This window comes from Streptomyces sp. NPDC006602 (genome assembly GCF_042870385.1).
Classification (GTDB): Bacteria; Actinomycetota; Actinomycetes; order Streptomycetales; family Streptomycetaceae; genus Streptomyces.
The window spans coordinates 23,478-37,179 of record NZ_JBIAHG010000006.1; the positions used below are offsets into that span (position 1 = coordinate 23,478).

9 protein-coding genes and 1 pseudogene are annotated in these 13,702 nt (G+C 70.1%); 4 read left to right on the plus strand and 6 right to left on the minus strand.

Translation table 11 applies throughout. The annotated features are described in order from the left end of the window. Nucleotides 1-16: 16 nt before the first annotated feature. A complete protein-coding gene (locus ACFYO2_RS18010) occupies nt 17-4,948 on the plus strand; it encodes an NAD-glutamate dehydrogenase (RefSeq protein WP_388349664.1) in 4,932 nt (1,643 codons plus the stop codon). Between the two features lie 80 nt (nt 4,949-5,028). On the opposite strand, the gene ACFYO2_RS18015 is transcribed toward ACFYO2_RS18010, so the two are convergent. Together ACFYO2_RS18015 and ACFYO2_RS18020 are read right to left on the minus strand one after the other, a co-directional pair. After that, a complete protein-coding gene (locus ACFYO2_RS18015) occupies nt 5,029-5,871 on the minus strand; it encodes an ABC transporter ATP-binding protein (protein WP_388349666.1) in 843 nt (280 codons plus the stop codon). Then, a complete protein-coding gene (locus ACFYO2_RS18020) occupies nt 5,864-6,787 on the minus strand; it encodes an ABC transporter permease (RefSeq protein ID WP_388349668.1) in 924 nt (307 codons plus the stop codon). Before ACFYO2_RS18020 ends, ACFYO2_RS18015 begins: the two co-directional genes overlap by 8 nt. Before the next feature lie 195 nt (nt 6,788-6,982). On the opposite strand from ACFYO2_RS18020, the gene ACFYO2_RS18025 reads away from it, so the two are divergent. Further along, nucleotides 6,983-7,609 (plus strand): TetR/AcrR family transcriptional regulator, encoded by a 627-nt coding sequence (locus tag ACFYO2_RS18025; RefSeq protein ID WP_388349670.1) that lies wholly within the window; start codon nt 6,983-6,985, stop codon nt 7,607-7,609. Nucleotides 7,610-7,689: 80 nt separating this feature from the next. Beyond that, nucleotides 7,690-8,334 carry a LuxR C-terminal-related transcriptional regulator gene (locus ACFYO2_RS18030; RefSeq protein WP_388349672.1) on the plus strand — a complete coding sequence of 215 codons (645 nt, stop codon included), beginning with the start codon at nt 7,690-7,692 and terminating at the stop codon, nt 8,332-8,334. Nucleotides 8,335-8,414: 80 nt separating this feature from the next. Here the strand turns inward: ACFYO2_RS18030 and ACFYO2_RS18035 are convergent. The 3 genes and pseudogenes from ACFYO2_RS18035 to ACFYO2_RS18045 form a co-directional block, all read right to left on the minus strand. Beyond that, nucleotides 8,415-8,636: pseudogene (locus tag ACFYO2_RS18035) on the minus strand (ADP-ribosylglycohydrolase family protein); the annotation flags it as partial. Between the two features lie 172 nt (nt 8,637-8,808). Beyond that, nucleotides 8,809-9,801, minus strand: coding sequence for a UDP-glucose 4-epimerase GalE (gene galE, locus ACFYO2_RS18040; protein ID WP_388349674.1), 993 nt, complete (start codon nt 9,799-9,801; stop codon nt 8,809-8,811). 197 nt (nt 9,802-9,998) lie between these two features. Beyond that, nucleotides 9,999-10,508, minus strand: coding sequence for a MarR family winged helix-turn-helix transcriptional regulator (locus ACFYO2_RS18045; protein WP_388349676.1), 510 nt, complete (start codon nt 10,506-10,508; stop codon nt 9,999-10,001). Between the two features lie 115 nt (nt 10,509-10,623). On the opposite strand from ACFYO2_RS18045, the gene ACFYO2_RS18050 reads away from it, so the two are divergent. After that, nucleotides 10,624-11,037: an organic hydroperoxide resistance protein gene (locus ACFYO2_RS18050; protein WP_388349678.1), complete on the plus strand. Its 414-nt coding sequence runs from the start codon at nt 10,624-10,626 to the stop codon at nt 11,035-11,037. Nucleotides 11,038-11,270: 233 nt separating this feature from the next. On the opposite strand, the gene ACFYO2_RS18055 is transcribed toward ACFYO2_RS18050, so the two are convergent. Next, nucleotides 11,271-13,592 carry a CDP-glycerol glycerophosphotransferase family protein gene (locus ACFYO2_RS18055; protein ID WP_388349680.1) on the minus strand — a complete coding sequence of 774 codons (2,322 nt, stop codon included), beginning with the start codon at nt 13,590-13,592 and terminating at the stop codon, nt 11,271-11,273. Nucleotides 13,593-13,702: the final 110 nt, after the last annotated feature.

Here is a 13,702-nt window from a genome sequence, read left to right on the forward strand (position 1 = left end):
CAGGAGCCAGAGGACAATGCAGACCAAGCTGGACGAAGCAAAGGCCGAGCTGCTCGAGAGGGCTGCCCGGGTAGCTGAGAACAGCCCGGTCGGGGGGCACCTACCGACCGGGACGAAGGACGAGAGCACCCCCGACCGGGACACCGTGCTCGCGTTCCTCCAGCGCTACTACCTGCACACCGCCCCGGAGGACCTCGCCGACCGCGACCCGGTCGACATCTTCGGCGCCGCACTCTCGCACTACCGGCTGGCCGAGAATCGCCCGCAGGGTACGGCCAACGTACGGGTCCACACGCCCACCGTGGAGGAGAACGGGTGGACTTGCAGTCACTCGGTTGTCGAGGTCGTCACCGATGACATGCCCTTCCTCGTCGACTCCGTCACCAACGAGCTCACGCGGCAGGGGCGTGGGATCCACGTCGTCATTCATCCGCAGGTCGTGGTGCGGCGTGACGTCACCGGCAAGCTCATCGAGGTCGTCACAGCGCCTGTCACCGGCGAGCTGCCGCACGACGCGCACATCGAGTCCTGGATCCATGTCGAGATGGACCGCGAGACCGACCGCGGCGACCTGAAGCAGATCACCGCCGACCTGCTGCGTGTCCTGTCCGATGCCCGTGAGGCCGTCGAGGACTGGGAGAAGATGCGGGACGCGGCGCTGCGCATGGCCGATGAGCTGCCCAAGGAGCCCGTCGCCTCCGACCTGCGCGAGCAGGACATCGAGGAGGCGCGGGAGCTGCTGCGCTGGCTGGCCGCCGACCACTTCACCTTCCTCGGGTATCGGGAGTACCAGCTCCGGGAGGACGACTCCCTCGCTGCCGTCCCCGGTACCGGGCTCGGCATACTGCGGTCCGACCCGCATCACGCCGCGGGGGACAGTCACCCCGTCAGCCCGTCGTTCGAGCGGCTGCCGGCCGACGCCCGGGCCAAGGCCCGCGAGCACAAGCTCCTCGTGCTGACCAAGGCCAACAGCCGGGCGACGGTGCACCGGCCGTCGTATCTCGACTACATCGGCGTCAAGAAGTTCGACGCGGACGGCAACGTGGTGGGTGAGCGGCGGTTCCTCGGACTGTTCTCGTCCGCCGCCTACACCGAGTCCGTGCGGCGGGTGCCCGTCATTCGGCGCAAGGTCGAAGAGGTGCTGGAGCGGGCCGGGTTCTCGCCCAACAGCCATGACGGGCGGGATCTGCTGCAGATCCTGGAGACCTATCCGCGTGACGAGCTCTTCCAGACCCCGCCCGACGAGCTCGAGTCCATCGTCACGTCCGTGCTCTACCTCCAGGAGCGGCGGCGCCTCAGGCTCTACCTGCGTCAGGACGAGTACGGGCGCTACTACTCCGCCCTCGTCTACCTGCCCCGCGACCGGTACACCACCGGTGTACGGCTGCGGATCATCGACATCCTCAAGGAGGAACTCGGCGGTACCAGCGTCGACTTCACGGCCTGGAACACCGAGTCGATCCTCTCCCGGCTGCACTTCGTCGTCCGGGTCCCGCAGGGCACCGAACTGGTGCAGTTGTCCGACGCCGACAAGGAGCGCATCGAGGCGCGGCTGGTGGAGGCCGCGCGGTCGTGGGCCGACGGGTTCGCGGAGGCGCTGAACGCCGAGTTCGGCGAGGAGCGCGCCGCCGAGTTGCTGCGCCGCTACGGCAACGCCGTCCCCGAGGGGTACAAGGCCGACCACACCCCGCGCTCCGCGGTCGCCGACCTCGCGCACATCGAGGAGCTCACCGAGGAGAAGAGCTTCGAGCTAAGCCTGTACGAGCCCGTGGGCGCCGCCCCCGAGGAGCGCAGGTTCAAGATCTACCGCAAGGGCGAGTCCATCACCCTGTCGGCCGTGCTGCCGGTGCTCAACCGGCTCGGTGTCGAGGTGATGGACGAGCGGCCGTACGAACTGCGCCGCTCGGACCGGAGTGTCGCGTGGATCTACGACTTCGGGCTGCGCATGCCCAAGCCGAAGAGCGGGAGCGGCGACTACCTCGGAGACGACGGCCGAGAGCGGTTCCAGGACGCCTTCGCCGCGACCTGGACCGGCAAGGCGGAGAACGACGGTTTCAACGCCCTCGTGCTGAGCGCCGGGCTGCACTGGCGGCAGGCGATGGTGCTGCGGGCGTACGCGAAGTACCTGCGGCAGGCGGGCTCGACGTTCAGCCAGGACTACATGGAGGACACCCTCCGCCACAACGTCCACACCACCCGGCTGCTGGTGTCGCTGTTCGAGGCGCGGATGTCGCCGGACCGGCAGCGTGCCGGGCACGAGCTCGTCGACGCGCTCCTCGAAGAGCTCGACGCGGCTCTCGACCAGGTCGCCTCCCTCGACGAGGACCGGATCCTGCGGTCCTTCCTGACCGTCATCAAGGCGACCCTCAGGACGAACTTCTTCCAGGAGGCGGCGGGCGGCAAGCCGCACGACTACATCTCCATGAAGTTCGACCCGCAGATGATCCCCGATCTGCCGGCGCCCCGTCCGGCGTTCGAGATCTGGGTGTACTCGCCGCGGGTCGAAGGCGTGCACCTGCGGTTCGGGAAGGTCGCGCGAGGCGGGCTGCGCTGGTCCGACCGGCGTGAGGACTTCCGGACCGAGATCCTTGGCCTGGTCAAGGCACAGATGGTGAAGAACACCGTCATCGTGCCGGTCGGCGCCAAGGGCGGCTTCGTCGCCAAGCAGCTGCCCGACCCGGCCGTCGACCGCGATGCCTGGATGGCGGAGGGCATCCGCAGCTACAAGACCTTCATCTCGGCGCTGCTCGACATCACCGACAACATGGTCGCCGGTGAGGTGGTCCCGCCCGCCGACGTCGTCCGGCACGACGAGGACGACACCTATCTCGTCGTCGCCGCCGACAAGGGCACCGCGACCTTCTCGGACATCGCCAACGGGGTGGCCGAGAAGTACAACTTCTGGCTCGGCGACGCCTTCGCCTCCGGCGGCTCCGCCGGATACGACCACAAGAAGATGGGCATCACCGCCCGCGGCGCCTGGGAGTCCGTCAAGCGGCACTTCCGCGAGCTGGGCGTGAACACCCAGGCCGAGGACTTCACGGTCGTCGGCATCGGTGACATGTCCGGTGACGTGTTCGGCAACGGCATGCTGCTCTCCGAGCACATCCGCCTGGTCGCCGCCTTCGACCACCGGCACATCTTCATCGACCCGAAGCCCGACGCGGCCACCTCTTACGCAGAGCGCCGCCGCGTCTTCGAGCTGCCCCGCTCCAGCTGGGCCGACTACGACACCGCGCTCATCTCCGCGGGCGGCGGCGTGTTCCCCCGTACCGCCAAGGCGGTTCCGGTCAACGCGCACATCCGGGCGGCTCTCGGCATCGAGGAGAAGGTCTCCAAGATGACGCCGGCCGACCTGATGAAGGCGATCCTCAAGGCGCCGGTGGACCTGCTGTGGAACGGCGGCATCGGGACGTACGTGAAGGCGAGCACCGAAACGCACGCCGACGTCGGCGACAAGGCCAACGACCCGATCCGCGTCGACGGCGCCGACCTGCGCGTCAGGGTCGTCGGCGAGGGCGGCAACCTGGGCCTCACGCAGCTCGGCCGGATCGAGTTCGCGCTGCACGGCGGCAAGATCAACACCGATGCCATCGACAACAGCGCGGGCGTGGACACCTCCGACCACGAGGTGAACATCAAGATCCTGCTCAACGGCCTGGTCGCGGACGGCGACATGACGGTCAAGCAGCGCAACAAGCTGCTCGCCGAGATGACCGACGAGGTCGGCCACCTGGTCCTGCGCAACAACTACGCGCAGAACACGGCCATCGCCAACGCGCTCGCCCAGTCCAAGGACATGCTCCACGCCCAGCAGCGGTACCTGCGCCACCTGGTGCGCGAGGGCCTGCTGGACCGGGCCCTGGAGTTCCTGCCCACCGACCGCCAGATCCGCGAACGCCTCGGCGCCGCACAGGGCCTGACCGGCCCGGAGACGGCCGTCCTGCTGGCGTACACGAAGATCACGGTCGCCGAGGAGCTGCTGCACACCTCCCTGCCGGACGACCCGTACCTGCGCGGTCTGCTCCACTCGTACTTCCCGAGCGCGCTGCGCGAGAGGTTCGGGGACCGTATCGAGGGCCACCCACTGCACCGCGAGATCACCACGACGGTGCTGGTCAACGACACGGTCAACACCGGTGGTACGACCTACCTGCACCGGCTGCGCGAGGAGACCGGCGCCTCGCTGGAGGAGATCGTGCGGGCGCAGACCGCGGCCCGCGCGATCTTCCGCTCCGGTGCCGTGTGGGACGCGGTGGAGGCGCTCGACAACAAGGTCGAAGCCGCCGTCCAGACCCGGATCCGGCTGCACTCGCGGCGCCTGGTCGAGCGCGGCACACGCTGGCTGCTCAACAACCGGCCGCAGCCGCTGCAACTCGCCGAGACCGTCGACTTCTTCGCCGACCGGGTCGAGCAGGTGTGGTCGCAGCTGCCCAAGCTGCTGCGCGGCGCTGACCTGGAGTGGTACCAGAAGATCTACGACGAGCTGACGGGGGTCGGCGTCCCGGACGAGGTCGCCACCCAGGTGGCCGGGTTCTCCTCAGCCTTCCCGACGCTCGACATCGTCTCGGTGGGCGACCGTATGGGCCGGGACCCGATGGACGTCGCCGAGGTCTACTACGACCTCGCCGACCGCCTCCACATCACCCAGCTCATGGACCGCATCATCGAGCTGCCCCGCGCCGACCGCTGGCAGTCCATGGCCCGCGCCTCCATCCGCGAGGACCTCTACGCGGCCCACGCGGCGCTCACGGCCGACGTTCTGGCCGTCGGCAACGGCACCTCGACTCCCGAGCAGCGCTTCAAGGCGTGGGAGGAGAAGAACGCGCCGATCCTGAGCCGGGCGCGCACGACCCTGGACGAGATCCAGGGCTCGGAGACGTTCGACCTGGCGAACCTGTCGGTGGCGATGCGAACGATGCGGACGTTGCTCAGGACGCATTCGTAGGCCGCTCCGTAGGCCGTACGAGCAGCAGGGCGCCCCGAGCCGTCAAGGCTCGGGGCGCCCTCGCTTTTTTGGGGGCCACGTTACGAGGGGACAGGAACCTTCGGATTGGCCTTCGCCTTGTCCGGGCCGCCGGTGAACGCCTCGTACGCCTCCAGCACCTCCTCCGTCGGCCCGTCCATGCGCAGCTCGCCACGCTCCAGCCACAACACGCGGTCGCAGGTGTCGCGGATCGACTTGTTGCTGTGGCTGACCAGGAACACCGTGCCCGCGTGCTTGCGCAGCTCGCGGATGCGGGCCTCGGAACGCTTCTGGAAGGAACGGTCGCCCGTCGCCAGCGCCTCGTCGATGAGCAGGACGTCGTGGTCCTTGGCGGCGGCGATGGAGAAGCGCAGGCGGGCGGCCATGCCGGAGGAGTAGGTCCGCATGGGGAGGGTGATGAAGTCGCCCTTCTCGTTGATGCCGGAGAAGTCGACGATCTCCTGGTAGCGCTCCTTGACCTGCTCGCGGGGCATGCCCATGGCGAGGCCCCCGAGGTAGATGTTGCGCTCGCCGGTGAGGTCGTTCATCAGGGCCGCGTTCACGCCGAGGAGGGAGGGCTGGCCGTCGGTGTGGATCCGGCCGTTCTCCGCGGGAAGCAGGCCGGCGATCGCCTTGAGCAGCGTCGACTTGCCCGAGCCGTTGGTGCCGATCAGGCCGATCGCCTCGCCGCGGTACGCGACGAACGACACGTTCTTGACGGCGTGCACCTTGCGCACGCCCGCCGCCTGCTCGACCGCTTTGCGGCGCAGCATGCGGTTGAGGGCGGCGGTCGCGGAGCCGCGGCCGGCGCCGGTGCCGTTGACGCGGTAGACGATGTCGACGCCGTCGACGACGACGGTGGGGATCTTGTCGCCGTCGTAGATGTTCTCGCTGTTGTCAGCCACGGCCGTACGTCTCCTCAGCCTTCCAGAAGTAGATGAAGCCTCCGACTCCGGCGAGCAGGGCCCAGCCGGTCGCGATCAGCCACACGTGGGCCGGCAGCTGGCTCGCGTGGAAACTGTCGATCAGCGCGAAGCGCATCAGGTCGATGTAGACGGCGGCCGGGTTGGCCTTGAGTACGGGCGCCACCCAGGACGGCAGGTCGTTGTGCTTGCTGAGCAGGTGGTCGAGGCTCCACATCACGCCGGAGATGTACATCCAGGTGCGCAGGACGAAGGGCATCAGCTGCGCGATGTCGGGTGTCTTCGCACCCATCCGCGCAAGGATCATCGCGATGCCGGCGTTGAAGGTGAACTGCAGCAGCAGCGCCGGGATCGCCAGCAGCCAGGAGGCGGACACCGGCACGCCGAGGCAGAGCAGGATCACGACGAGGGCGGCCATCGAGAACAGCAGCTGTTGGAGCTGTTGGAGGCAGAAGGAGATGGGCAGCGCGGCCCGCGGGAAGTGCAGGGCCCGGACGAGGCCCAGGTTGCCGGAGATCGCCCGGGTGCCCGCCATGATCGAGCTCTGTGTGAACGTCCAGACGAACACACCCGTCACCAGGAACGGGATGTAGTCCGCCACGCCCTTCTTGGTGCCCATCAGCACACCGAAGATGAAGTAGTAGACCGCCGCGTTCAGCAGCGGGGTCATCACCTGCCAGACCTGGCCCAGCTTCGCCTGGCTGTACTGCGCGGTGAGCTTCGCGGTGGAGAACGCGGCGATGAAGTGACGCCGCGCCCACAGCTGCCGGACGTACTCCGGCAGGGAGGGGCGGGCACCGCTGACCGTGAGGCCGTGGCGGGCGGCGAGGGCCGCGAGGTCGTCGTCGGCGGGTGCGGTCGCCTTCGTCGGGGGCGGTGTGTGGAGGACCTGGCTCACATCCGCTGCTTTCGCTCGGGGGGTGGGGTGACGCGTGGTGCTCGTGCGGCTCGGCGGATCCGTTGCCCGGCGTTTCCTTACGCTTCTCTTCACGTTTTCTTACGTCGGGACGGGACCGTATCGTCGCAACGTGAGCGTAGGCCGAATTGACGTCGGAACGCAACCGTTTCGTCGTGACGCCCTATGCTGGTCCGCATGACGACCAACGCCGACGAGCCGCAGACCCGTCCGCGCCGCCGGGCCCCGGCCGGAGCCGCTGTGCTCCGCGAGGACGTGACGGAGGCCATTCGCGCTGCCGTCTTCGAGGAACTCGCGGCCGTCGGCTACGCGCGGATGTCCATCGAGGGCATCGCGCGCCGGGCGGGCGTCGGCAAGACCGCGGTGTACCGCCGCTGGCGCTCCAAGCTGCACCTCGTCCTCGACGTCGTCTCGGCGCTCGCGGTGATGGGCCTCCCGGTGCCGGACACCGGCTCGCTGGAGGGTGACCTGCGGCTGCTGTACGAGGTGACCTCCCGCGCCCTGCGCCACCCCGTGGCCTCACAGGTCATCCCCGACCTCCAGGCCGAGGCGGCGCGCAACCCGGAGATCGCCGAAGCCATGCAGAAGACCCTGCGGGAGGGGCAGGAGGGCGTCGCCAGCAAGATCGTGGCGGCGGCGCGGCAGCGGGGGGAGGTCCGCGAGGGGTTCGACAAGGACCTGGCGCTGGATCTCATCTCGGGTCCGCTGTACTGGCGCTCGGTGGTGATCCGCAGCCCGAAGCTCCCGAAGGGGTATCTGGGGGCGCTGGCGCGGGCTACCGCGGAGGCGCTCAAAGCGCTGTGAGCCCCCGGGGCCAGAGCCTGGGGCGCTGTGTGTCCCGGGCCGGTGGGCGTGCCCCGTGCGACCCGTAGGAACATGGCCCCATGAGACTCGTGATCGCCGAGGACAACGCCCTGTTGCGTGAGGGCCTCGTCCTCCTTCTGACGTCCGCCGGGCACGAGGTGGCGGCCGTGGTGGGCACCGGCCCCGAGGTCCTGCCCGCGCTGCTGGAGCACCGGCCGGACGTGGCCGTGCTGGACGTGCGGATGCCGCCCGGCTTCCGCGACGAGGGCCTGCGTGCCGCACTCGCCGCGCGCAAGGAGATGCCCGGGCTGCCGGTGCTGGTGCTGTCGCAGTACGTCGAGGAGTCGTACGCGGCCGAGTTGCTGAGCGGGGGGAGCAGCGGAGTCGGTTACCTGCTCAAGGACCGGGTCGGGCGGGTGGACGAGTTCCTCGACGCGCTGGAGCGGGTCGCGGCCGGTGGCACGGCCCTCGACCCCGAGGTGGTGACCGAGTTGCTGACCCGGCGCCGCGACACCCCGCTCGACTCGCTGACCCCGCGCGAGAGCGAGGTGCTGAAGCTGATGGCGGAGGGGCACGACAACGCCACCATCGCGAAGACCCTCGTCGTCACGGAACGGGCGGTGCACAAGCACATCGGGAACGTGTTCCTGAAGCTGGGACTGCCGCCGAGCGACAGCGGGCATCGCCGGGTGCTGGCAGTGCTGACGTATCTCAACAACGTGTAGCGGGGCCCAGTCGGAGTCGAGGGCGTTCGATCCGCGAACGAGGTCCGATTGGGTGCGTCTCCTGGACAGCAGGCCTGGGCGCTCAACCGTCGGGGCAGTTCCGTCAGTTCCGGTGTGGGCAGGATCCGTCCGCCGAATCCGGGCAGCGGTACGTGCAGAGGGGCGGTCCAGCGGTCGGGGATCGCGGTGAGGCCGTACACCGCGCCGGCGAGGCCGCCGGTCACCGCGGCGACCGTGTCCGTGTCGCCGCCGAGGTCGATCGCGGCGCGTACGGCTTCCTCGTACGAGGGCGCGCTACGCAGCGGCGGAGACTGCCGGGGAGCTGGTCATCGGCGCAGGTTACTCGCCGCGCGCACCCGCCCCCGTGCCCGCTCCCGCTCCCGCTCCTGGCCCCGTGCCCGCTCCCGTGCCCGCTCCCGGCCCCGCGCCGCTCTCGCTCGCGTCGTGCCGGCTCCCGCGCGCACCGAGCGTCCGCTAGCCGCGGGCTGCCTCCGGGTGGAGCCGGATCCAGCCCTCCCATGCCGACATGATCATGTCCTGGACGTCGTGCTTGGCCTTCCAGCCCAGTTCGGTGGCGGCGCGGTCGGCCGAGGCGACGACGCGGGCCGGGTCGCCGGGGCGGCGCGGGGTGACCGTCGGGGGGCGGTCGTAGCCGGTGAGGGCATTGATGCGGTCGATCATCTCGCGGACCGAAACGCCTTCTCCCCGGCCGATGTTGAGGGTGAGGTCACGGCCCGGGGCGCCCTGGAGGGCACGGGCCGCCGCGACATGGGCCTCGGCCAGGTCGACGACGTGGATGTAGTCGCGTACGCACGTCCCGTCCGGTGTCTCGTAGTCGTCGCCGAAGATGCGCGGGGGCGCGTGCTCCGTGAGCTTCTCGAAGACCATGGGGATGAGGTTGAAGACGCCCACGTCCGCGAGTTCGGGGCGCGCCGCGCCCGCCACGTTGAAGTAGCGCAGCGACGCCGTGGACAGGCCCGTCGCCCGGCCCGTCGCCCTGACCAGCCACTCGCCGGCCAGCTTCGTCTCGCCGTACGGCGACATGGGCACGCACGGCGTCTCCTCGGTCACCAGGTCGCCGTGGCGCACGGCGTCCGGCATGCCGTAGACCGCCGCCGAGGACGAGAACACGAAGGACGGTACGCCCGCCTCCGACACGGCCTCCAGGAGGACGCGCAGGCCCTCGACGTTCTCCCGGTAGTAGTGCAGCGGCAGGTCCACCGACTCGCCCACCTGCTTCTTCGCCGCCAGATGGACCACACCGGTCACCTCGTGGTCTGCGAGGGTGCGGGCCAGGCGCTCGCCGTCCAGGGTCGAGCCGACCACCAGCGGTACGTCTTCGGGGACGCGCTCGGTGATGCCGGTGGACAGGTCGTCGTACACCACCGTCCGTTCGCCCGCCTCGGTCATCGCCCGTACGACATGCGCTCCGATGTAACCGGCGCCGCCGGTGATCAGCCAGGTCATGTGCGGCCGTCCCCTCGTCAGTTGGCCTGTGATGGTGCGTGGTGCGTGGTCTGTGATGCGTGGTCTGTGGCTCGTCGGGGGCGGGTGTGCTGCCGGCTCCCGCCATCAGTGAAGCAGGCGGCGGAGCCGACTGCGATGACTCCGCGTGCACCAGTGGCGACTCGCAGTGCCAGAGCGTCGAGGCGTGCGGCCCGGGGCTACTGGCAGCCCGGCATCTCCTCCAGCGCCGCCGAGTCCAGCGTGGACGTGAGCTGGTCGAGACGTTCGCGCAGCTCGCGGAGTTCGTCGAGGTCGAAGCCGGTGGCCTGGAAGATCCGGCGCGGCACCTGGAGCGCGGGCTCGCGCATCGCGACGCCCGCGTCGGTCAGCCGTACCTCCACCGAACGCTCGTCGCGGACGCTGCGCTCCCGTCGGACGAGGCCGGCCGCCTCCAGGCGCTTGAGCAGCGGTGACAGCGTGCCGGAGTCGAGGCGAAGGTGTTCCCCGAGCTTCTTCACGGGCATCTCGCCCCGCTCCCACAGCACCAGCATCACCAGGTACTGCGGGTAGGTCAGCCCGAGGTCCTTGAGGATCACCCGGTAGACACCGTTGAACGCGCGCGAGGCGGCGTGCAGGGAGAAGCAGATCTGGCCGTCGAGGCGCAGCCAGTTCTCCTCCGAGGTCGAGGCGGCGGCTGATGCGTGGGCGGGGGTCGGCGTGCGGGTCATGCATCCAGGATAGCTCTTGCGAGCCATTCAGTTGTGTGCAATTGAATTGTGTGCTCTACTTGGCGTCGGCGGCCGGACAGGCCGCCGAGACGTGACTCGAGAGGGATGGTTTTCCATGGACGCGCTCTACACCGCTGTCGCCACCGCCACCCACGGCCGGGACGGCCGTGCCGTCTCCTCCGACGGCACCCTGGACCTCGCGCTGGGCATCCCGGTGGAGATGGGCGGCAACGGGCAGGGCACCAACCCGGAGCAGCTGTTCGCCGCCGGTTACGCCGCCTGTTTCGGCAGCGCCCTCGGCCTTGTCGGCCGTCAGGCCAAGGTCGACGTGAGCGACGCCGCCGTCACCGCCGAGGTCGGCATAGGCAAGGAGGGTGAGGGCTTCGGCCTCAAGGTCACCCTCCGCGTGGAGCTGCCCGACACCGTGGACGAGGCGGCCGGCCGCAAGCTGGTCGAGCAGGCCCACCAGGTCTGCCCCTACTCCAACGCCACCCGCGGCAACATCGAGGTCGACCTCGTCATCGAGTAAGCCCACCCGTAGGACAACGGATCACCCCCCGACCCGCGCCAGCACCTCCCCCGTCCGCCCGCTCCACGCCACCGCCACCGCCTCCTCAGGCACCGGGTGCCGGCGTGTCAGCAGTAGCCACCGCACATGATGGCGGCGGGCGACGGCGGTGCGCTCGGCGCGGGTCGACGTCGGGTCGGGGTCGGCCGCGAAGGCCTGGAGGGCATAGGAACTCCCCGGGGCCGTAACGGCGTTCAGACGCGATCGGCGACGACCCGCGGACCGGCCGCCTGCGGCACAGCGTCCGGCGAACCGGCAAGCTGCGGCACACCGTCCAGCGGCCCCGCCGGCTGCGGCACGCCCGCCTGCGGAAAGCGACCGAGGGCCGCCGCCGCGGACGGCACCGGGTGACGCTCGGCGAGCGGCACGACCGGCGGGAGGTTCGTCTCGCCCAGCACCACATGGCGTACGACCCGCTCGGCGGCGCGCCCGTCGTCGTACGGGCAGAACCGCTCGCGGAACGCCGACCGCAGCTGGGTGGAGCGCGAGCCGCGCCAGTGGCCGGTGGCGAAGATGTCGATCAGCTCGTCCTCGCTGCGCGCGACCGCGCCCGGCGGGAAGGACCGCAGGTCGAAGTAGGTGCCGCGGGCCGCCTCGAACGCCTCCCGGTCGTCGGCGAGGAGCACGATGGGACGGTCGAGGTTGGCGTAGTCGAACATGATCGACGAGTAGTCGGTGACCAGGGCGTCCGAGGCGAGGCACAGCTGCTCGACGCTCGGGTGGTCGGTGACGTCGATGACCCGGCCCGATCCGGCGGTCAGGGGTTCGCCGTAGGCGTGGTGGGCGCGGGCCAGGACGACGTAGCGGGGGCCGAGGCTGCGCAGGACCCGCTCCAGGTCGAGGGCGGGGTGCTGGCTGCGGCGGTGGTCGCGGTGGGTGGGCGCGTACAGGATCGCGACCGAGCCCGCCGGGATGCCGAAAGTCTCGCGCAGCCGGGACACGTCCGCGGGGGTCGCCTGCTGGAAGACGTCGTTGCGGGGCTGGCCGTACTCGAGCGTGCGGTAGCGGCCGGGGAGGACGCGCTCCCAGGTCAGGGTGGAGTGGCGGTTGGCGGACAGGACGTGGTCCCAGGTGTCGACGCCGCGCAGGAGCTCGGCGAAGTCCGTGCCGCGGGCGGCCGCCGGGCGTTCCTGGAGGTCGAGGCCCATGTGCTTGAGCGGGGTGCCGTGCTGCGTCTGGAGGAGGATCTGGCCGGGGCGCTTCAGCAGACGGCGGTCGAAGCCGACGTTGCTGACCAGGTACTTCGACCGGGCGAGCGCCGTCCAGTAGGCGACCGTGCCGGGCCCGACGCGGCGGGTGGCGGTCGGGATCGTGTGGTGGTGCTCGGGGCGGGCGACCCAGGACGTGCGGATGTACGGGGCGTAGGTCCGGAACGCGGTCTCCAGTGCGCCGGGGTTGCAGCCGTGGCCGCGGCCCCCGTACGCGGCGAAGAGGGCGCGGTCGGCGCGCAGGGGGAGGCGGCGCTGGACGCGGTAGTGAAGTCGGAGGGCCGCGATGCGCACGGACTTCAGCAGGCGGGTGGCGGACTTGACGGTACGGCGGCGCAGGGCCGATGCCCGTTGCAGGACGTGGAACGTGCGGTGCAGGCCCAGCTGGACGAGGGTGTGCCGCAGCCGGGAGCGCAGCGGGACCGGGTGGCCGGGGGCGTGGTGGCGACGGCAGTGGGCGCGGGCCAGGCGCAGGAACTCGGCCCGTGTGTCGCGCGGCAGCCGCTCGCGGTGGGCGAAGACCGCCGTCAGGTGGTTGACCATGCGGCGGAACAACACCGGCCGCCAGCACGCCAGTTCGGGGCGCTGCTCGACGTACGCGAAGACCCGGTCGTACTGCTCGAAGAGATCGAAATGGCGGCGGCTCGTGGTGCGGGTGATGCTGCCCCGCCGGCGCTGCCGGTAGTGGACGCACACCCGGTCGAGGGTCGCGATCGACTCGGCCGTCATCAGGACCGGGTACGTCCACGGAACGTCCTCGTAGTAGCCGGGCGGGAAGATGAGGCCCTCGTGCTCGACGAACTCCCGGCGGTACGTCTTGTTCCAGACGACCGTCAGCAGCTTGAGCAGACCCGGACGGTCCTCCAGGCCGAAGGGTGCCGGGCCGCGTTCGGTGAGCTGCATCGCGGCCTCATTGCGGACGGTCCGGCCCGACCAGTCGGTGCGCGCGTAGTCGTGGACCAGGACGTCCGGCTCGCCGGTCTCCTTCAGCCGATCGGCGATCGCGCGCAGCGCGTGCGGGGTGAGGGTGTCGTCGCCGTCCAGGAACAGCAGGTAGTCACCGGTCGCAGCGCGCAGACCGGCGTTTCGGGCGGGACCGAGGCCCTCGTTGCGGGGCAGGTGCACGGGGCGTACGCGCGGATCACGGGCGGCGAACTCGTCGATGATCTGGCCGCAGGCGTCCGGTGAGCCGTCGTCGACCGCGATCAGTTCCAGATCCGGATACGACTGGGAGAGCACCGAATCAAGGCATTCGTGCAGGTACGCCTGAACCTTGTACGCGGGGACGATGACACTGAACCTGGGCAAGGGGGACATCCAAGGGTCGTCGCGGGCGTTCTGCCCGGGAACGGCCGATGGGGTGGTTTGGTTACGACTGGTTACGTCATGTGGGGGATTGTGATCGTGGGCGAACGACG

Coding starts and splice junctions, on each gene's coding strand:
- ACFYO2_RS18010 (WP_388349664.1), top strand. CDS start 17: ATGCAGACCAAGCTGGACGAAGCAAAGGCCGAGCTGCTCGAGAGGGCT.
- ACFYO2_RS18045 (WP_388349676.1), bottom strand. CDS start 10,508: ATGACCCGCACGCCGACCCCCGCCCACGCATCAGCCGCCGCCTCGACC.
- ACFYO2_RS18025 (WP_388349670.1), top strand. CDS start 6,983: ATGACGACCAACGCCGACGAGCCGCAGACCCGTCCGCGCCGCCGGGCC.
- ACFYO2_RS18030 (WP_388349672.1), top strand. CDS start 7,690: ATGAGACTCGTGATCGCCGAGGACAACGCCCTGTTGCGTGAGGGCCTC.
- galE (WP_388349674.1), bottom strand. CDS start 9,801: ATGACCTGGCTGATCACCGGCGGCGCCGGTTACATCGGAGCGCATGTC.
- ACFYO2_RS18050 (WP_388349678.1), top strand. CDS start 10,624: ATGGACGCGCTCTACACCGCTGTCGCCACCGCCACCCACGGCCGGGAC.